This window comes from Pseudomonas palleroniana, from assembly GCF_003031675.1.
Taxonomy (GTDB): domain Bacteria; phylum Pseudomonadota; class Gammaproteobacteria; order Pseudomonadales; family Pseudomonadaceae; genus Aquipseudomonas; species Aquipseudomonas palleroniana.
The window spans coordinates 1-18,755 of record NZ_PYWX01000016.1; the positions used below are offsets into that span (position 1 = coordinate 1).

An 18,755-nucleotide genomic window follows, 5' to 3' on the forward strand; every position below is an offset into this window, starting at 1 on the left:
ATGCGTATTAGCCTGTAAACCATGTCCCCGGTTAGAAATGTAAACGATGTCCCCGGTTTGTACCGGGGCAAGCCCGCTCACTACAAGTCAGGTCGGGGTGGGTTTGGCTTGATTCGCCAGCCATTCCATTAGTGCTTCAAGGCCTGCCGACAGCTCGGCGCCCGGTGGGCGCACCAGGTAATACCCCATCCCCGTCGGCACCCGCAGTTCAAACGGCATCGCCAGCCTGCCGGCCGTGACATCCTCGCCAATCAACGCGCTATCACCGATCGCCACGCCTGAACCTTGTGACGCCACCGTCATGGCCAGATCCAAGGTCTCGAAATGATGCCCCTGGGCCAGATTGCTCAGCCGCGTATCCGCTGCTTTCAACCACAACGCCCAATCCCGCCCATCCCGGGTAGGGTGCAGCAGCACCTGTTGCTGCAAGTCGGCCGGTGCCCGCAAACCACCGAGCAAGGCGGGAGCGCAGACCGGCGTGAGTTGCTCATCAAACAAATGCCGCGCTTCGGCAGGTGGCTCGGCGATGGGCGCGTAGATTACCGCCGCGTCGAATGACTCGCGGCGAAAATCCACGGTGTAGGCCACGGTGGTGGTGAGCTCCACCGGCACATCCGGACGTTCACGTTGCCATTGCATCAGGCGTGGCAGCAACCAACGCATGACACAGGTGGGCGCCTTGAGTTGCAGGGTTTCGCGACGATCGCCTATCTGCTCCAGCGCATCCACGATCAAGCCAAATACTTGCTGTACGCGCAGCGACCATTCACGGCCCTCTTCGGTCAAGCTCAAGCCCCGGGCCTGGCGCTGGAACAAGGCGTAGCCGAGGTGGCTTTCCAACCCGGCAATCTGCCGGCTCACCGCGCCCTGGGTGATATGCAATTGCTCGGCGGCGCGGGTGAAGTTGCAACACTGGGCGGTGACCCAGAACGTGTGCAGGGCGGGCAGCGGAGGAAGACGTTTCATCGCAATTGAGCCATGACGTGGGGACATGGCTAGTATGACTTTTTATCGATTGTTGCCGCTACCGCCCAGCCGCTCCAATACCGCCTCGAAACCCTCACAAGAGCGACATGTATGGCGACCTGCGGCGAAGTACTGGTCAATCTCCTGGAACGCTACGGCGTGGACCAGGTGTTCGGCATTCCCGGCGTGCACACCGTGGAGCTGTACCGCGGCCTGGCACGCTCCGGCATCCGTCACGTCACCCCGCGCCATGAACAGGGTGCCGGGTTTATGGCTGATGGTTACGCGCGTACCCGCGGCAAGCCAGGCGTGTGCTTCATCATCACCGGCCCCGGCATGACCAATATCACCACCGCCATGGGCCAAGCGTACGCGGACTCGATCCCGATGCTGGTGATTTCCAGCGTGCAATCGCGCAGCCAATTGGGCGGCGGGCGCGGCAAGTTGCACGAACTGCCCAACCAGAGCGCGATGATTGCGGGCGTGGCGGCGTTCTCCCATACCTTGATGTCGGCCGCAGAATTGCCGGGCGTCCTGGCGCGGGCCTTTGCCGTGTTCCAGGCCGGTCGACCGCGCCCCGTGCATATCGAAATTCCGCTGGACGTACTGGTGGAAAACGCCGATGCATTGCTCGACTGTACGCCCGTCAGCGTGGCGCGAGCCGGCGCGGCACCCGCGTCGGTCAAGCAGATGGGCCAGTTGCTTGGCGCAGCAAAACGCCCGCTGATCCTGGCGGGCGGCGGTGCCATCGAGGCCGCGCCTGAGTTGACGCGCCTGGCCGAAATCCTCGGCGCACCGGTAGCCCTGACCATCAATGCCAAGGGCATGCTGCCCTCCTCCCATCCGCTGCTGATCGGCTCGACCCAGACCCTGCCCGCCACGCGCGCGCTAGTGGCCGAGGCCGATGTGGTGCTGGCGATCGGCACGGAGCTGGCGGAAACCGACTATGACGTGACCTTCGCCGGTGGCTTCGAGATCCCAGGGGCGCTGCTGCGTATCGACATCGACGCCGACCAGACCGTGCGCAACTACCCGCCCCAGGTGGCGCTGGTGGCCGACGCGCAAATCGCCGCCGCAGCCTTGCTCGACGACTTGCACAAACAGGTATTGCCGACCCGCGATTCGACCTGGGGCGGCCAACGAGTCGCCCGCCTGTGGGCGGAACTGACGCCGGCCTGGGATGCCGCCACTCGCGCACAGACGTTGTTGCTCGACACGGTTCTGGATGAACTGCCGAGTGCAGTGCTGGTAGGTGATTCCACCCAGCCGGTGTACAGCGGCAACCTGACCCTGAACCTCGACCACCCACGGCGCTGGTTCAACTCTTCCACCGGCTACGGCACCTTGGGCTATGCCTTGCCGGCCGCCATCGGCGCCTGGCTGGGACGTGGCGACGGGCAGCCGGTGGTGTGCCTGATCGGCGACGGCGGGTTGCAGTTCAGCCTGCCGGAGCTGGCCAGTGCCGTGGAAGCCCGCACGCCGGTCATCGTGCTGCTGTGGAATAACCAGGGTTACGAAGAGATCAAGAAATACATGGTCAACCGCGCCATTGAACCCGTGGGTGTAGATATCTATACGCCGGACTTTATCGGTGTGGCTAAAGCCTTGGGCTGCGCGGCCGAAAGTGTGCGGGGCATCGAACCGTTGCGGGCGGCCTTGCGCGCCGCCACGGATCGCCAGGGGCCGACGCTGATTGAAGTCGACCAGGCACTGTGGATGCAGGAGGTTGCAGCTGCCGTAGGGTATTGAACGGTGTGTCTATCGATGGCGTGCAGGCGGGGACTGACGTCGTGTTACCAACATTATTTGTCCCACACCAAACATAGAAACGACCTACAGAGCTTTCTATTGGTACGGCCGTTCCGTTAAGCTTTTGTGCAGTCTTGTACTGAGTTCGGTACAACGGGTTTACGGACGAAACCGATGCTAAACAGTAACTTGCTCAGAAAGCTCGATATGCAGGACTTGATGGTGTTTATCGCCGTCTATGACCAGAGCAGCGTTACCGAGGTCTCCGAAACGCTGTTCGTCAGTCAGTCCACCGTGAGCTACAGCCTGAAGAAGCTGCGCACCAGCTTCGAAGACGAGCTGTTTATCAACACGCGGGCCGGCATGCGCCCGACCTACAAGGCCACCACCATGTATGGCCATGTGCAGAAGATCCTGGAGAGCATCAACCTGTGCCACGCCGGCGGCCAGGCCTTCGACCCGAAACAGAAGGCCGCCTCGACCTGGTGACGGCGTCGGCTTCAAGCCTTAGCCGATTGCGACTTTGCTGTAGGACTCACGATCCATGTCGTCCAGTTGCACGCTGAGCTGAACCTGCACATCCGCCGGCCATTCGCCCAAGTCCTGCAAGGCCGCCAACAGGCTTTGCGACAACTGCTGCTTGATCTGCGGCGACCGCCCGCTAAGCAGCGACAGCTTGACCGCGATAAAACCGCGTGGGCTGAGCGAGGTGCCCACCTGGAAATTCTCCACCTTCACTGCGCGGCTCTTGATATCGAACTCGGAAGCGAACTGCCCGGACGCCATCAGCACGTTGTTGAGCCGCAACAGGGTTTTCTCGACAGGCAAGTCCGTGAGGTTGGCGGTGTATTCCAGATGCAGGTGCGGCATTAAAAGCTCCCGATGGTTGTAGGAAAAGAGTCATACGTATAACACGCAGGCGCACTGATTCAGAGCGCTTTCAGTATTCCCTCAAGGGGTATCTCAAGATTTTGCCGGCGGCGCCGCCAGTGAGTCGCGGTCACTCATGAACGCCTCCAGCCGCGAGCGCATCCAGCGTTCCGCCGGGTCGGTATCGACGTGGCTGAGCCAGACCATGGACAGGTCGAGGGTCGGGGTTTCAAACGGAAATGGCTCGCAGAACAGCTGCCCGCTGGCGGCCATGGCCTGGGCGGTGTAGTCCGGCAAGCTGGCGATCATGTCGGTGCCGGCGAGCAACGCCGGCAGCGCGCTGTATTGCGGCACCGACAGCACTACCTGGCGCTTGCGGCCGATCTCGGCCAGCCATTCATCGGCAAACCCGGACACGTTGGCGGTGTGCGACACCAGCACATGAGGGCGTGCGCAATATTCGTCGAGGGTCAGCGGTGTGTCCGAGGCATCGGCGCGTAGCAGGCACGGGCGGATATGCCGCAACAGCTTGCGCTTGGCATTGGCCGGCAGGCCGCGGGTCTGGGTGATGCCGACGGTGATATCACCGGATGCCAACAAGTCAGGGATGCGCCAGTAATCCACATGTTGCACCACAAACACCACCAAGGGCGCTTCCTGGCGCAAAGCCCGCAACAGCGGCGGTAGCAGACCAAACTCGACGTCATCGGACAGGCCGATACGGAAGGTCATGGTGCTGCGGGACGGGTCGAAATCGTGAGTCAGGCTCAGGGCCGACGACAGCGAATCCAGGGCCGGCGACAGGTGCTGGATGATTTCCTCGGCCCGCGCCGTCGGTTCCATGCGGTGGCCAACGCGAATGAACAGCGGGTCATTGAACAAGGTGCGTAAACGGTTGAGGGCCGAACTGATGGTCGGCTGGCCGAGAAACAGCTTCTCCGCCACCCGCGTCACGTTGCGTTCGAGCATCAGTGCCTCGAAGACCACCATCAGGTTGATGTCGGCCTTGCGTAGTTCATTACGATTCATCGGCGCCTGCCCCTCTCCCCAAGACAACGCGCAGTTTAGAAAGGCCGCCGGGCTGCGTCTATGTGAACACTGTTCATCGAGCGGCTTTGCGACTATAAATCAGCTCTTGAAGGTCACAGGAACACCATCGTGCTGTTCATTATCGCCTTGGCCATTGTCGTGGCCGGGTTTTGTCTATGGGTTGTCCGATTCATCGCCAACCCCACCGTGAGGACACTGCTGCGCGTTTTTATCGGCTTGTGCCTGGCGACGGTGGTCGCCTACATGGTGCTGGCGGCGGGGTTTCCGACGTCGCTGCTGGTTTGATCTGGAATAGCCTCAACCCACTTGTGAGCAAGGACTGCCAAGCATGAAATTCGCCTACACCATCATCTATGTGCCGGACGTTGCCGCCTCCCTGGCATTCTTTGAAATAGCCTTCGGTTTCACTCGCCGTTTCCTGCATGAATCGGGTACCTATGGCGAGCTGGAAACCGGCGAAACCACCCTCTCGTTTGCCGCCCACGAATTGGCGGGCATGAATTTCGACGGCGGCCACGTGCAGGCCCATGCCTCCAGCAAACCGCTAGGAATGGAAGTGGGTTTCGTCACCGAGGACGTGTTCGCCGCCCACGCCAAAGCCCTCGTCCATGGCGCGACAGAGCTGTCGCCACCGAGCACCAGGCCCTGGGGGCAGGTGGTGTCTTATGTGCGTTGCCCAGATGGCACGCTGGTGGAATTGTGTACCCCGATCCATTGATCGGGGCACACCCTTTCAACGCTTGAGCGGAATCTCCTCATCAAGCGGTGACAGTTCCGTAGAGTCATCATGCTTCCACGTCTGGGGCTTTTCCTCCTCACGCTGACGCTGAGGTTGTGCAAGCTCCGGATCATCCCGTTCCTTCTGCTCATTATTCATAGCCACCTTCCTTCCTTAAGAATGGTTCACCCATCCAGCATAGAACAGAGCAAGCATTTTGGGCGGACGCCCCCAATTGATAACGGTTACGCATCAATTCATCCAAATAACTCACTTATCATTTCTAAATGTGTCAGCCACTATCCCGGGTCTTAAGCGAAACAAGCTCTTAAAAAGAACGCTGGAGACACAAAAACCATGACTAGCCCTTCCCGGCCCGACGCTGCCCCTTCGAAAGTGGGTGCAGTACTACGCGTTACCTCGGGCAACTTCCTCGAACAGTTCGACTTCTTTCTGTTCGGCTTCTACGCCACCTATATCGCTGCCGCGTTCTTCCCCGCCGCCAATGAGTTTGCGTCATTAATGATGACCTTCGCCGTGTTCGGCGCGGGTTTCCTGATGCGTCCACTGGGCGCGATCGTTCTGGGTGCCTATATCGATGACGTCGGTCGCCGCAAAGGGTTGATCATGACTCTGTCGATCATGGCCAGCGGCACGCTGCTGATCGTGCTGGTACCGGGTTATCAGACCATTGGCCTGTGGGCACCGCTGCTGGTGCTGCTGGGGCGCTTGCTGCAAGGTTTTTCGGCCGGCGCGGAACTGGGCGGCGTGTCGGTGTACTTGTCTGAAATGGCCACACCGGGCCGCAAAGGCTTCTACACCAGTTGGCAGTCCGGCAGCCAACAGATCTCCATCGTGGTTGCGGCCGCCTTGGGTTATGGCCTGAACCAATGGATGGAACCGGCTGTAGTTGCCGATTGGGGCTGGCGCATTCCCTTCGGCCTGGGTTGCGTGATCATCCCGTTCATTTTTGTACTGCGACGCAACCTGCAGGAAACCGAAGAGTTCGCCAACCGCAAACATCGCCCAAGCATGCGCGAAGTGCTGGCGACCCTGGCGAAGAACTGGACCATGGTGATCGGCGGCATGCTGATGGTTGCCATGACCACCACGGCGTTCTACCTGATCACGGTCTACGCGCCGACCTTCGGCAAGACCGTGCTGCAACTGAGCACTTCCGACGCCTTGCTGGTGACGTTGCTGGTGGCGGTGTCGAACTTTGTCTGGCTGCCGATCGGCGGCACCCTGAGCGACCGCTTCGGACGCAAGCCGGTGCTGGTGGCCATGACCGCCCTCACCGTGATCACCGCCTACCCGGCGCTGTCGTTCGTGGTGAATGCGCCAAGCTTCGCGCATATGCTCGAAACCCTGCTGTGGTTCTCCTTCCTGTACGGCATGTACAACGGCGCAATGATCCCGGCCCTGACCGAAATCATGCCGGTGGAAGTACGTGTGGCCGGTTTCTCCCTGGCTTATAGCCTGGCAACCGCCATTTTCGGTGGTTTCACCCCGGCGATCTCCACCTGGTTTATCCATGTCACCGAAGACAAGGCTTCGCCGGCCTACTGGATGATGTTTGCCGCGCTGTGTGCCCTGTGCTCGACCTTGGCCCTGTACCGTCGCGCCAATACCCGCGGGCAGATGCTGCAGGAGGCTGTATGATGCGCACCCTACTCAACAGCCTTACGGCCCTTGCACTCGGCGCCCTGGCACTGACGGCGCAGGCCGAAGAACTCAACGTGATGACCTCCGGTGGTTTTACCGCTGCCTATAAATTGCTCGGCCCGCAATATGCCAAACAAAGTGGCGACACCCTGAATACCATCCTGGGTCCGTCCATGGGCAAGGCGCCGGAAGCGATTCCCAACCGTCTGGCGCGTGGCGAACCCGCCGATGTGGTGATCATGGTCGGCTATGCGCTGGATGACTTGATCAAGCAAGGCAAGGTCGACCCTGCGTCCCGCGTGGAACTGGCGGACTCGCGTATTGGCCTGGTGGTGAAAGCCGGCGCGGCCAAACCGGCGATCGGCACTGACGCCGAATTGAAGGCCACGCTGACCCAGGCCAAATCCGTGGCTTATTCGGACAGCGCCAGCGGCGTGTATGTCGAGAAGGAACTGTTCAAAAAGCTCGGCATGCCCGCCAAAGGCACGATGATCGAGCGCCTGCCGGTGGCCGAACAGGTCGCCAAGGGTGACTACGAGGTCGGCTTGCAGCAGGTGGCGGAACTGTTGCCGATACCAGGGGTGACGTTTGTGGGCAAGATCCCGGAAGACGTGCAGTCGGTGACACGCTTTGCGGCGGGGATTCCGGTCAACGCCAAACACCCGGCCCAGGCCAAGGCACTGCTGAAGTTCCTGGCTTCACCCGAGGCGCAACCGGTGGTGCAATCCACCGGCCTGGACTCGGTGTCACGCTGACCGAAACGGCATCTCCCGTACCAACCGCTCCAACTCCAGCGCCGCCGGCGGCAACGTCCGCCCGCGGCGCTTGATCAAGCCCACATTGCGCATCACCTGCGGTTCCACCAGCGGCACACTCACCAGGATCGGGTGTTCGCCCGCCGGCATCGCAATCGATGGCACCATCGCCACGCCCAACCCCGCCTCCACCAGCCCGATCATCGTGGTCACGTGGTGGGTCTCGCAGACACTCGGTTTCTTCACCCGCACGCCGCGCAGGGCCTGGTCCAGCAGAAAGCGGTTGCCCGAGGACTTGTCCACGGTGATGTAGTCGTATTCGTAGGCTTCAGCCCAACTCACACTCTGGCGCCCGGCCAGCGGGTGGTCATGCCGGCAGGCCAGGACGTAGCGCTCCTGCAACAGCAGTTCGAATTCCACTTCATCGGCCAGGCTGCCGCTGAAACTCACACCGAAATCCGCCTCGCCGCTCTCCACGGCGTTGCAGACCTCACCGGCGCTGGCATCCAGCACCTGCAGGCGAATCTTCGGATAGAGCTTGTGAAACTCGGAGATCACATGGGGCATGAAGTAATAAGCGGTGGACGGCACGCAGGCGATGGTGACGTTGCCCATCCGCGTGGACGCCACATTGCTGATGCCCATCAGGGCGATGTCGAGGTCGTCGAGAATACGCTCCACCTGGGGCAGGAACGCACGGCCGACCATGGTCAGGTTGACCCGTCGGGTGGTGCGCTCGAACAGCTTCACATCGAGGGCGGATTCGAGCTTTTCGATACGTCGGCTAAGAGCCGGTTGCGAGATTCGGATGGCCTCGGCGGCACCGCGAAAACTGCCTTTGTCTACCACAGCGCGGAAGGCTTGAAGGTCGTTGAGGTCGAAGTTGATGATCACGAAGGTGGCCAGTGGCTGTCAGGATGGGGGCATTATCGTACGGGAGCGGATGGGACGTCATGTACCCGGGGCTGGACGTCGATTGGAAGCATGGTTTTCGGGGACAGCCGATTTTCCCGGGGTGAAGTTCAATGGCAGCCTTGGTAGGGTGTCCGACTCGATTATTTTTTCCCACTCCTACCGGCGTACCTCCATGAATCGAATAATAAAAAAACACCAGGCGCTGCGCTGCGGCGCATGGATCCTTGGCCCGCTATGCCTCGCTACCCTGGGCTTTTTTGCCTGGCAGAGTTTCTATCCGGTGCGGGCGAGCGACGGCTGGAGCTATAGCGTGATTCATCGAGACGTGGCCAAGGCGGCATCGCTGATGCCCCTGCACGATGGCTCGCTGATGGTCAGCCAGGAACTCAAGGACGGGCTGGGCAGCATTGTGCGGATCCACGCGGATGGGCAACGCGAAGTCGTAGTGGCCAACCTGTCCAAACCCGACGGCATGGTCGCCACCCGTGGCGGCTGGGTGTTCAGCCAGGAATCAGGTGGCGCGCCGGTCAGCTTTCTCAAGGACGGCGCCGTCACGGAGTTGTTCCGCGGTGAAAACGTACAGGGCCTGTGGGTCGAGGGCGACGACCTGTACGCCATTGAAGACCGCAAGCCCACCGGCCGCCTGATGCGCTACCGCTGGAGCGACCAGTCCCTGAGCGTGCTGCGCGATCAGGTCGAAGAAGGCGAATCCATCGTGCGTTGCACGGATGGGCGCATGCTCTATACCGAAAAGAAAAAAGGCGTGGTCCGCGAACTGACCGATGATGGCAGCGACCCGGTGGTGCTGGCGGGCTTGAACAAGCCAACTTTCCTGATGTGTGATGAGCGCGGGTTGTGGGTCAACGAAGACTCGACGCACCGGGCACGCCTGTTGTTGATTGACCCTCGGGGCGAGCAGCAGACCATTCTGTCGTTCTTGAAGGCGCCGCAATCGATTGTGCCGACAGGACGGGGCACCTATCTGCTGGCGGAAGGGGGTAGGAACCGGGTGTTGGAACTGGTGCCGGAAAGCCGCAAAGTTTTACCCTAGGTGGGCATGAAGCAGATCAGCACCACTAAAATTTTCTGGCCTGCCTGACCCATTAAACATAAAGTCATAAATATCAGTAATTTAACTCTTATTAAATCATGCATAACGCCAGCTGACGTCGATACTGAGAGCTTGGATGCCCCCCTCTCAGTAGGTCTTACATGGAAAAAACCATCATTGCCGCAATGCTGATTTCTTGTCTATCGGGCTGTATCGGCGTGCAGTTCTCACTTCCCGACAAACGCGCCAGCTCCACCACTGGTACTCAGCAACCCACAGAAAACGATACGGCGCGAGCGTGGTGCGGGATGACGCTATGGGCCGGCATCCCTCTGCCATTGAAGCTCCCAGTGTGCAAAACCCCTCCCTCACCTTCCCCTTTGTATGCCTGTGGCCCCTTCATGTTTCTGGGCCCGCTTATGCATGGCTACGAGGGGAATTTTCTATGTGGGAAAACTCCCTTTTAGAAGCCTGACAAACGGCATAGAACTCAATTTTTGATTACTCCCCAGCCCACGTGTCCGTGCTCAGACATGTCGGCTGCGCTTGAAAAGCCGGAATCAAAAAAGCACACACTTGCATAGGTCCCGCCTTGGGACTAGGATCTTCGCATGAGAATTATCGCGATCAGTCAACTCAAGAGTTTCTGGCAAAAGTACCCTGATTCAGAGCAACCCTTACTCGCCTGGCTGGATGAGGCAAAAAATGCAAACTGGTCAACACCGGCACTTCTCAAACAACAGTTTCGCAATGCCAGCATTCTCAAAGGCCGCAGGGTCGTATTCAACATCAAAGGTAATGACTACCGGCTCGTAGTCTCTGTGGCATACCGCTACGGGGCTCTCTATATAAAGTTCGTCGGTACGCATGAACAATACGACGCAATTGATGCCGATACGGTTGAAACGGAGTAACCCATGAAAATCCGACCTATCCATACCGAACAAGACTACAAAGACGCGCTGAAGTCGGTCTCCCCATTGTTCGATAACGAACCGGAGCCCGGGACACCGGAAGGTGATTACTTTGACGTAATGATCACTCTTATCGAGTCTTACGAGACGAAGCACTTCCCAATTGACCTACCTAACCCAATCGACGCGATTCGATTTCGCATGGAACAATCTGGCCTGTCAGCTGCAGACCTGGTGCCCGCCATCGGTCGCCAGAACCGCGTTTACGAAGTACTGAATGGAAAACGTGCCCTCACTTTACCGATGATCTGGAAATTGCATGAGATGTTTGGAATTCCGGCACAAAGCCTTATCAAGCCGATAAAAGCCTGCTGAGTACTAAACCCAGGCAGGCATTGCACTTAAAGCGTCGCCTCGCACTCGGATGTTCGAAATAGCGCTCGGCGTCACGCCTGCGGCGCGGCCGCAATGGCTTCGGCCAGGTCCTGATATTCTTCGCAGCTGGTGCTGCACAGGGCTTTGATTTTCGCCAATTGTTCCTGCGCCAAATCCATACGCCCCTTGATCACATATGCCTCACCCAGGTACTCGCGGACCTGGGCATAGTTGGGGTCGAGCGCAACGGACTTCAGGTAATAACCGATGCCTTCATCGGTGCGTCCCAGTTTGCGCGTGGCATAACCACGGTAGTTGAGGGCCTTGGCGGTGTTGGGGTTTTGCAGAGTGTCGAGCAAGGCCAGCGCTTCATCGTACTGCCCATCCTTGGCCAGGCGGTACGCGTAATCGGTACGGTCGGCGTCCGAGATGGCCTTGCTGGTTTGCAGCACGCATTTTCCGCTCTTGGTATCCCAGACCTGGCCTTTGGAGCAGTTCGGCTTGGGCGGCGCCGGTTCGTCCCCGGATGCGAGAACCTGGCCTGCAAATAAAGCCGCAGCCAGGAGAAATGCGCTGCGGTAACCAACGGCCTGCTCACGGTAAGTCTTCATGATGGTCATGCTCCGTCACACTGAGGAAGAACAGCAACAAGAGATATCTGCCACCATGCGCCATTTTTACTGGCAGGTTAAGCGTGGTCTGACTGTCGGCCTAATGAGCGTCGAATCGATTGTACTGATGGTTATTATCGAAACGAGCGCCTCGGTGGTTGCTAAAAACGATTTATATAATCGCCTCCAGTTTCTCCTCCCCTGCGCCTGGCTTCAGGCGACACATCTTTCTGGAACCCGATACCATGCCAAGTGCCAGCCAGGCCCCAAGCGGCCGCCCGGAACATGATCAACAAAGTGTCAAACAGCAGTGGCTGGCGATTCTCTCGGTCGCGGTGGGTGCCTTCGCCCTGGTGACCAGTGAATTCCTGCCGGTGGGCGTACTCAATGATGTCGCCAGCGACCTCGGCATCAGTGCCGGCCATGCCGGCCTGATGGTCACCCTGCCCGGCATCATGGCCGCCCTCGCCGCCCCGTTGCTGTCTGTGATGATTGGCGCCATGGACCGCCGCTATTTATTGATCGGCCTGACGCTGATCATGATCATCGCCAACACCGTCGTGGCGTTCGCCAGTGACTTCAGCCTGCTGCTGTTCGGTCGCGTCCTGCTGGGCATCAGCATCGGCGGGTTCTGGGCCACCGCCATCACCCTCAGCGGCCGCCTCGCTCCCAGAGGCGTGGGCGTGGCGAAGGCCACCTCGATCATCATGATGGGAGTGACCCTGGCCACCGTCCTCGGCGTGCCCGTCGGCACCTGGCTCAGCGGCCTGATGGGCTGGCGCATGACCTTCCTGGTCACCGCGCTGGTAGGCGTGCCCGTGCTGCTGGCGCAGGTCTTTTTGCTGCCGCGGCTCGACCCGGAAAAGGCCATCCTCATCAGTGACCTGCCGGCCTTGTTTATCAACCCACGCGCTCGGGTCGGTTTGATCGCCGTGTTGCTGATCGGCCTGGCACACTTTGCCGCCTACACCTACGTCGCGCCGTTCTTCAAGAACAGCTCCGGCTTCGACGGCCAGACCATTGGCTCACTGCTGCTGATGTTTGGCATAGCCGGTGTCGCCGGTAACATTTTTGCCGGCTTCGCCGCCAACCGCAGCGTGCGCTACACCCTGCTGCTGGTCGCACTGATGATCGGCACCAGCACCGCCCTGTTCCCCTACTTCGCCACCGGCCTGATCGGCGCGACGATGTTGATCGCACTCTGGGGCTTCGCCTTTGGTGCCTTCCCGGCTTGCGCCAGTATCTGGATGTTTGTCGTGGCGCCCAAGGATGTTGAACGCGGTATGCCACTGTTCGTCGCCTTGTTTCAGGTGATCATTGCCTTGGGTTCATTCTTCGGCGGGCGGATTGTGGACCAGATGGGTAGCTCGGTGCTGTTGAGCCTGGCTACGGCGTTGGTCGGCGTAGGTTTTGTCACGGTGCTGGTGCTGGGGCGAAATGTGAGTAATAGCTTGGTAGCGCAATCTGCCTGAGCAGAAAGAGCTGTTGAAAAGCCTGCTAAGCATTGAGCTTGGCAGGCTTTTTTATTTTTCAGCGGACGCTCATCGCAAGTCCCGATTTGGAAAAGCTTCGTAATGAAAACTCTCACAGTGAAGCTTGTGTACCCACGCCCCTGAACTAGCCTCGAAAGGGTCGCCATGTGGCGACGTACTGCCAAGGAGCTTACATGCCAACCAGATATCGTGATGCCGTCACCGGAGAGTACGTGACAGAGGCTGAGGCAAAGAAAAGACCAAGGGAAACGGTGAAGGAGAAGGATAAAAAGTCGCCGTCAAAGCCACAGGGTAAGAAGTGATGTCGAGGTTGGAAGACAACGCCATACGTTCTATAGCCACGTGATCGGTTTATCAGAGAGCGGCTGAGCTGATTATGGATTTGATGAACTGCTCTGCCAAAAACGAAAAAGCCCCGTAGCTCACTCAGCTACGGGGCTTTTTCTATGTAATGGCGGAGAGATAGGGATTCGAACCCTAGGTACCGGTGAAGGTACAACGGATTTCGAATCCGTCCCATTCGGCCACTCTGGCATCTCTCCAACGGCGCGCATCATAACAGTGTGTTTCACGGAAGCAAACCCCAAAAGAGATTTTTTTCCGTGCTATCAGATGCTTGCGTCGATTAAAGCGGTACGCCGAGACGGTTGGCGACTTCTTCGTAGGCTTCGATAACGTCACCGAGGCCCTGGCGGAAGCGGTCTTTGTCCATCTTTTTCTTGGTGTCTTTGTCCCACAGGCGGCAGCCGTCCGGGCTGAATTCGTCGCCCAGGACGATGGAGCCGTCGTGGAATACACCGAATTCCAGCTTGAAGTCGACCAGCAGCAGGCCGGCGTCGTCGAACAGCTTGCTCAGCACGTCGTTGACCTTGAGGGACAACTCCTTCATGCGTGCCAGTTGCTCAGCGGTGCCCCAGCCGAACGCCACAACGTGGGATTCGTTGATGAACGGGTCGCCCTTGGCGTCGTCCTTCAGGAACAGCTCGAAGGTGTAGGGGTTGAGCTTGAGGCCCTCTTCCACGCCCAGGCGCTTGACCAGGCTGCCGGCGGCGTAGTTACGCACGACGCACTCGACCGGGATCATGTCCAGCTTCTTCACCAGGCACTCGTTGTCGCCCAGCAGTTTGTCGAATTGGGTCGGAATGCCGGCCGCTTCGAGTTTCTGCATGATGAAGGCGTTGAACTTGTTGTTCACCATGCCTTTGCGATCAAGCTGTTCGATGCGCTTGCCGTCGAACGCCGAAGTGTCGTTGCGAAACAGCAGGATCAGGCGGTTGGCGTCGTCGGTCTTGTAAACCGACTTGGCCTTGCCGCGGTAGAGTTCTTCACGTTTTTCCATGATGGGCTCCGCTTTGAGTGAGGTGGGCTAGGCGATATGTCGCCAGTCGAGCCCTGAATCTTGATCGGCCAGTTGCAGCCAGTCCGGGTCGCACCCGAGGGTGTCGACAAAACATTGCCGGGCAAGCGTCGGCAGGTTGTTCTTGCTGCTCAGATGGGCCAGGACCAGGTGTTGCAGGTCTTGCCAGCCCAACTCATACACCAGGTACGCCGCCTGGTGGTTGTTCAAATGTCCCAGTTCGCCACCCACCCGCTGCTTGAGAAAGTACGGGTAATGACCACGAGCCAGCAGGTCACGACAGTGGTTGGACTCGATCATCAAGGCATCGAGGTTGCGGTAACCGTCCAGCACCTTCGCACAGTAGGAACCCAGGTCGGTGAGCACACCGAAACGCCGCTCACCGTCGCTGAATACGTATTGCGTCGGCTCCTGGGCGTCGTGCGCCACGGCAATCACGTTAACGCTCAACGCGCCGATCTGCAGTTGCTCACCATCGGCCAGGAAACCCGCAGGCTCAATGGGTTTGCGCATCCCGCGCAAGGTGCCGCGACTCAGGTACACCGGCAGATTGTAGCGCCGAGACAGCAAACCCACGCCATGCACATGGTCGGCATGTTCGTGGGTCACCAGAATCGCGCTCAACTGCGCGGGGTGAACCCCCAGGCGCAGCAGGCGCCGCTCGGTTTCTCTTAACGAGAAACCACAATCGACCAGCACGTACGTGTCGTCATGAGCGACCAGCGTGCCGTTCCCTTGGCTACCGCTGCCGAGAACGGCAAAACGCATCGGATCAGCCCAGGTTGTCCTGAATCACGCCCAACACCTTGCGTGCGGTTTCAGCCGGCGCAACGGTGTTGATGTTCTTCTCGACGGTGACCTGCACGCTGTCGCCCACCTTGCTCAAACGAACCTGATAACGCTCGGCGCGGGTTTCGATCTCTTCCTTGGTCGGCTGGCTGCCAAACAACTTGCCGAAGAAACCTGGCTCGTCGTCTTTCTTCTCGGCCTTTTCCGCCACGTTGATGTAGTACAGGCCCAGGCTGCGGTTGATGTCCTCAACACGCCAAGGGCCCTTCTCCAACGCACGGCCTACACTGGCCCAGGCACGATCCAGGTCTTCACCCAGGTTCAGCACCACGTTGCCGCTGCCGTCTTCGGAGAGGCTGACGCGGTTAGGCGTATCGTAGTCGCGTGCGGCAAGCAGGGAAACCGAACCGCCCTTCTCGGAGATACGGCTCATGTTGGCCAGCATCTCATCGACCAGCGCGGCGTCAACGCCGGTGTTGACCGAGCGGTTGGTGAATTCGACATTGGCCGTGCTGCCGGCAGGACGCTCGGCGCTGACCACATAGACTTCACTGGTATTACGCTGCACGCCAGGCTCGATGCGCACACGCACACGGGCTTCGCTGTCGGCCGCTACACCACCGGCCTGCAGACGCTGGGCCATGTTAGCGGACAGTTCACTGCCGTGCTGCCAGGCCGTGGTGAACTCACCGGTCTGCGGGCGCTGCTGGTCAATGCGGAAACCGTTGTCCTGGAAGAACTGCACCGCCACCGGCCAGACTTCGGCAGGTGGGCGCTGCGCCACGATCCAACGGTTGTCGCCGCTTTTCTGCAGGCTGTAGTCGCTGGCATCCGCCACGGCCGTGATCGGCTGTGGACGCGGTACCACGAACTCGCCTTTGATGGTTTCATCGGCAACGTTGCGTGGAATCGGCAGCAGTGGGTCAAGGCGCTTGGCGACATTGACATCAGGCGGCAGTTGCATCGGCTTGGTCGCTTGCGCGTCCAGGTAGTCGCTGCCGCGGTCACGGAAGTAGCCTTCCGGGCCCCAAATCCAACCGCAGCCACTGGTGCTGGAGATAATCAAGGCAAGTGCGGAAAGTCCGGCCAATCGCTTCATGCGTAATGCTTCCTCAATTAAACCAGGACGCCGGACTGGCGCAGGGCCTGTCGCAGCGGTTCGTGACAGGCTTCGCTGAGACGGGTGAGCGGCAGACGGATACCGTCCGGCATCATGCCCATTTCAGTCAGTGCCCATTTCACGGGAATAGGGTTGGATTCAATAAACAGGGTCTTGTTGAGCGGCATCAGCTTCTCGTGGATCGCTCGGGCGGTCACGGCATCACCGGCAATGGCGGCGGCGCACATTTCGCTCATGGCACGCGGGGCCACGTTGGCGGTCACGGAGATGTTGCCCTTGCCACCCAGCAGGATCAGCTCGACAGCCGTGGCGTCGTCACCGGAATACACCAGGAAATCGCTGCTCACGCCGGCCAGGATGTCCTTGGCGCGCTGCAGGTCGCCGGTGGCTTCCTTGATACCGATGATGTTCGGCACGGTGGACAGGCGGATCACGGTCTCAGCCTTCATGTCGCAGGCGGTACGGCCCGGGACGTTGTAGAGGATCTGCGGGATCTCGACAGCTTCGGCGATGGCGCGAAAGTGCTGGTACAAACCTTCCTGGGTCGGCTTGTTGTAGTACGGGGTCACCAGCAGGCAAGCGTCGGCGCCGGCCTTCTTGGCGTTTTTGGTCAGCTCGATCGCTTCACGCGTCGAGTTGGCGCCCGTACCGGCGATGACGGCAATGCGGCCCGCGACACGCTTGACCACGAATTCGATCACCTGGATGTGTTCTTCCACATCGAGAGTCGCCGATTCACCCGTGGTGCCGACCGCAACAATGGCATTGGTGCCTTCTTGCAGGTGGAAGTCCACCAGCTTGCCCAGGCTGTCCCAGTCGAGATGACCTTGTGCATCCATGGGTGTGACCAGTGCCACCATACTGCCCGCAATCATGCAACCGCTCCTGCCGGAAAAAGAGAGCCGTAATGGTACTGGCGCCAAGATGCTTGCACAAGCGAAGTACCGTCTGAGGACGCGTTCTGGATCAACTAAACGACGGGCAATGCCATCATTGGGCCAAAGCATGGCCTGAAGCACGATGAAACCAGACCGGTCGCGCAATGAAAACGCCGCCTCCTAGCCCTTGGCGACGCTTTTCGCTACCCTTGATCCTTTGATCGATACAGCCCACACGGTATCGACCGCTCATCGCTTTAGGAAGGCTGCATGTCCACCCCCACAGTTCGCGAACAATTCCTTGTTATCAGTGCCCTCGGCGCCAACCCCATGGAGCTGACCAACGTCCTGTGCCGCGCCAGCCATGAGAACCGCTGCGCCGTCGTGACCTCCCGCCTGACCCGCCACGGCGAGTGCAGTGCGCTGGTCCTGCAGATTTCCGGCACCTGGGATGCCTTGGCGCGCCTGGAGACCGGCTTGCCGGGCCTGGCCAAGAAGCACGACTTCACCGTCAACGTGGTACGCAGTGCCGCGCTGGAGAATCGCCCTCAGGCGCTGCCTTATGTGGCGTATGTCAGCTCGGCTTATCGCTCGGACATCGTCAATGAGCTGTGCCAGTTCTTCATCGATCATAACGTCGAGCTGGAGAACCTGACCTGTGATACCTATCAGGCGCCCCAAACCGGCGGCACCATGCTCAACGCCACGTTCACCGTGACCCTGCCGGCCGGCGTGCAGATCAGCTGGCTGCGCGACCAGTTCCTGGATTTCGCCGACGCCCTGAACCTTGACGCCCTGATCGAACCATGGCGCCCTCAGAACCCAATGTAAGGAAGTCCTCATGCCGGTAGCCATCGACACACCCGTGACCGATTTCGAAGCCCAGGCCACCAGCGGCCAGACCTTCAGCCTCGCAGCCCTCAAGGGCAAGCAAGTGGTGATCTACTTCTACCCCAAGGACAGCACCCCGGGCTGCACCACCGAAGGCCAGGGTTTCCGTGACCAGTACGCAGCCTTCCAGGCCGCCAACACCGAAGTCTTTGGCGTGTCGCGTGACAGCGTGAAGTCCCACGAGAACTTCAAGGGCAAGCAGGCGTTCCCGTTCGAGCTGATCAGCGACAAGGACGAAGCGGTTTGCCAACTGTTTGACGTAATCAAGCTGAAGAAGCTGTACGGCAAGGAATACCTGGGCGTGGATCGCAGCACCTTCCTGATCGACAGCGAAGGGGTGCTGCGCCAGGAATGGCGTGGTGTGAAAGTGCCAGGTCACGTGGATGCCGTTCTGGCTGCGGCGCAAGCCTTGAACAAGCACTGATTGTAGTGAGCGGGCTTGCCCCGGTACAAACCGGGGACATCGTTTACATTTCTAACCGGGGACATGGTTTACAGGCTAATACGCATGATCAGGAGGTAACTGATCATGCCCTGGAACCAAGAGTCCCCTATGAACCAACGAATCAAGCTGGTCGTCGACTGGCT

General features: G+C 59.6%; 21 protein-coding genes, 1 tRNA gene and 1 pseudogene. 12 read left to right on the forward strand and 11 right to left on the reverse strand.

The features are described from left to right. Positions 1–87: 87 nt before the first annotated feature. A complete protein-coding gene (locus C9383_RS05475; RefSeq protein WP_090366201.1) occupies positions 88–966 on the reverse strand; it encodes a LysR substrate-binding domain-containing protein in 879 nt (292 codons plus the stop codon). A gap of 111 nt (positions 967–1,077) precedes the next feature. On the opposite strand from C9383_RS05475, the gene C9383_RS05480 reads away from it, so the two are divergent. Together C9383_RS05480 and C9383_RS05485 are read left to right on the forward strand one after the other, a co-directional pair. Then, positions 1,078–2,715 (forward strand): 5-guanidino-2-oxopentanoate decarboxylase, encoded by a 1,638-nt coding sequence (locus C9383_RS05480; RefSeq protein ID WP_090366202.1) that lies wholly within the window; start codon positions 1,078–1,080, stop codon positions 2,713–2,715. A 174-nt stretch (positions 2,716–2,889) separates the two neighbouring features. Beyond that, positions 2,890–3,195: pseudogene (locus C9383_RS05485) on the forward strand (LysR family transcriptional regulator); the annotation flags it as partial. A gap of 27 nt (positions 3,196–3,222) precedes the next feature. Here the strand turns inward: C9383_RS05485 and C9383_RS05490 are convergent. Together C9383_RS05490 and C9383_RS05495 are read right to left on the reverse strand one after the other, a co-directional pair. After that, complete coding sequence (locus C9383_RS05490; protein WP_090366203.1) at positions 3,223–3,585, reverse strand: 5-carboxymethyl-2-hydroxymuconate Delta-isomerase; 363 nt, start codon at positions 3,583–3,585, stop codon at positions 3,223–3,225. 93 nt (positions 3,586–3,678) lie between these two features. Then, positions 3,679–4,614: a LysR substrate-binding domain-containing protein gene (locus tag C9383_RS05495; RefSeq protein ID WP_060753693.1), complete on the reverse strand. Its 936-nt coding sequence runs from the start codon at positions 4,612–4,614 to the stop codon at positions 3,679–3,681. A 129-nt stretch (positions 4,615–4,743) separates the two neighbouring features. Here C9383_RS05495 and C9383_RS28100 point away from each other — a divergent pair, with 129 nt between their 5' ends. Both C9383_RS28100 and C9383_RS05500 read left to right on the forward strand, forming a co-directional pair. Continuing rightward, on the forward strand, positions 4,744–4,920 hold the full coding sequence (locus C9383_RS28100; RefSeq protein ID WP_162843513.1) for a hypothetical protein: 177 nt from the start codon (positions 4,744–4,746) through the stop codon (positions 4,918–4,920). Positions 4,921–4,963: 43 nt separating this feature from the next. Continuing rightward, positions 4,964–5,353 carry a VOC family protein gene (locus C9383_RS05500; protein WP_060753694.1) on the forward strand — a complete coding sequence of 130 codons (390 nt, stop codon included), beginning with the start codon at positions 4,964–4,966 and terminating at the stop codon, positions 5,351–5,353. A 15-nt stretch (positions 5,354–5,368) separates the two neighbouring features. Here the strand turns inward: C9383_RS05500 and C9383_RS28105 are convergent, their stop codons facing one another. Beyond that, the gene (locus C9383_RS28105) at positions 5,369–5,512 is read right to left on the reverse strand and encodes a hypothetical protein (protein WP_162843514.1); all 144 of its coding nucleotides are present in this window, start codon (positions 5,510–5,512) and stop codon (positions 5,369–5,371) included. Positions 5,513–5,710: 198 nt separating this feature from the next. Here C9383_RS28105 and tcuC point away from each other — a divergent pair, with 198 nt between their 5' ends. Together tcuC and C9383_RS05510 are read left to right on the forward strand one after the other, a co-directional pair. Continuing rightward, positions 5,711–7,015 (forward strand): MFS transporter, encoded by a 1,305-nt coding sequence (gene tcuC / locus C9383_RS05505; RefSeq protein WP_060753695.1) that lies wholly within the window; start codon positions 5,711–5,713, stop codon positions 7,013–7,015. Further along, the gene (locus C9383_RS05510) at positions 7,015–7,773 is read left to right on the forward strand and encodes a substrate-binding domain-containing protein (protein WP_060753696.1); all 759 of its coding nucleotides are present in this window, start codon (positions 7,015–7,017) and stop codon (positions 7,771–7,773) included. Before tcuC ends, C9383_RS05510 begins: the two co-directional genes overlap by 1 nt. On the opposite strand, the gene C9383_RS05515 is transcribed toward C9383_RS05510, so the two are convergent. Further along, the gene (locus C9383_RS05515; protein ID WP_060753829.1) at positions 7,765–8,667 is read right to left on the reverse strand and encodes a LysR family transcriptional regulator; all 903 of its coding nucleotides are present in this window, start codon (positions 8,665–8,667) and stop codon (positions 7,765–7,767) included. The two genes, C9383_RS05510 and C9383_RS05515, sit on opposite strands and share 9 nt — an antisense overlap. Positions 8,668–8,860: 193 nt before the next feature. Here C9383_RS05515 and C9383_RS05520 point away from each other — a divergent pair, with 193 nt between their 5' ends. The 3 genes from C9383_RS05520 to C9383_RS05535 all read left to right on the forward strand — a co-directional run bounded on the left by C9383_RS05520 (position 8,861) and on the right by C9383_RS05535 (position 11,028). Continuing rightward, positions 8,861–9,739: an SMP-30/gluconolactonase/LRE family protein gene (locus tag C9383_RS05520; protein WP_090366204.1), complete on the forward strand. Its 879-nt coding sequence runs from the start codon at positions 8,861–8,863 to the stop codon at positions 9,737–9,739. Positions 9,740–10,350: 611 nt separating this feature from the next. Continuing rightward, positions 10,351–10,653, forward strand: a complete 303-nt coding sequence (locus tag C9383_RS05530) for a type II toxin-antitoxin system HigB family toxin (RefSeq protein ID WP_090366207.1) — start codon at positions 10,351–10,353, stop codon at positions 10,651–10,653. A gap of 3 nt (positions 10,654–10,656) precedes the next feature. After that, positions 10,657–11,028 carry a helix-turn-helix domain-containing protein gene (locus C9383_RS05535; RefSeq protein ID WP_090366209.1) on the forward strand — a complete coding sequence of 124 codons (372 nt, stop codon included), beginning with the start codon at positions 10,657–10,659 and terminating at the stop codon, positions 11,026–11,028. A gap of 71 nt (positions 11,029–11,099) precedes the next feature. On the opposite strand, the gene C9383_RS05540 is transcribed toward C9383_RS05535, so the two are convergent. Further along, positions 11,100–11,639 (reverse strand): tetratricopeptide repeat protein, encoded by a 540-nt coding sequence (locus C9383_RS05540; RefSeq protein WP_174554021.1) that lies wholly within the window; start codon positions 11,637–11,639, stop codon positions 11,100–11,102. Positions 11,640–11,884: 245 nt separating this feature from the next. Between C9383_RS05540 and C9383_RS05545 the strand changes: the two genes are divergently transcribed. After that, positions 11,885–13,111: an MFS transporter gene (locus C9383_RS05545; protein ID WP_090366212.1), complete on the forward strand. Its 1,227-nt coding sequence runs from the start codon at positions 11,885–11,887 to the stop codon at positions 13,109–13,111. A gap of 473 nt (positions 13,112–13,584) precedes the next feature. Here C9383_RS05545 and C9383_RS05555 read toward each other — a convergent pair. The 5 genes from C9383_RS05555 to dapA all read right to left on the reverse strand — a co-directional run bounded on the left by C9383_RS05555 (position 13,585) and on the right by dapA (position 17,273). Then, positions 13,585–13,674: transfer RNA gene (locus C9383_RS05555), tRNA-Ser, on the reverse strand. Between the two features lie 83 nt (positions 13,675–13,757). After that, positions 13,758–14,471, reverse strand: coding sequence for a phosphoribosylaminoimidazolesuccinocarboxamide synthase (gene purC, locus C9383_RS05560; protein ID WP_010212191.1), 714 nt, complete (start codon positions 14,469–14,471; stop codon positions 13,758–13,760). A 27-nt stretch (positions 14,472–14,498) separates the two neighbouring features. Then, the gene (locus C9383_RS05565) at positions 14,499–15,257 is read right to left on the reverse strand and encodes an MBL fold metallo-hydrolase (RefSeq protein ID WP_060753702.1); all 759 of its coding nucleotides are present in this window, start codon (positions 15,255–15,257) and stop codon (positions 14,499–14,501) included. A gap of 4 nt (positions 15,258–15,261) precedes the next feature. Next, a complete protein-coding gene (gene bamC, locus C9383_RS05570; RefSeq protein ID WP_060753703.1) occupies positions 15,262–16,377 on the reverse strand; it encodes an NlpB/DapX family lipoprotein in 1,116 nt (371 codons plus the stop codon). A gap of 17 nt (positions 16,378–16,394) precedes the next feature. Continuing rightward, positions 16,395–17,273 (reverse strand): 4-hydroxy-tetrahydrodipicolinate synthase, encoded by an 879-nt coding sequence (gene dapA / locus C9383_RS05575; protein ID WP_090366213.1) that lies wholly within the window; start codon positions 17,271–17,273, stop codon positions 16,395–16,397. Positions 17,274–17,546: 273 nt separating this feature from the next. On the opposite strand from dapA, the gene C9383_RS05580 reads away from it, so the two are divergent. Next, positions 17,547–18,107, forward strand: coding sequence for a glycine cleavage system transcriptional repressor (locus tag C9383_RS05580; protein ID WP_003172487.1), 561 nt, complete (start codon positions 17,547–17,549; stop codon positions 18,105–18,107). 10 nt (positions 18,108–18,117) lie between these two features. Then, positions 18,118–18,591 (forward strand): peroxiredoxin, encoded by a 474-nt coding sequence (locus tag C9383_RS05585; RefSeq protein WP_090366215.1) that lies wholly within the window; start codon positions 18,118–18,120, stop codon positions 18,589–18,591. Positions 18,592–18,755 lie beyond the last annotated feature (164 nt).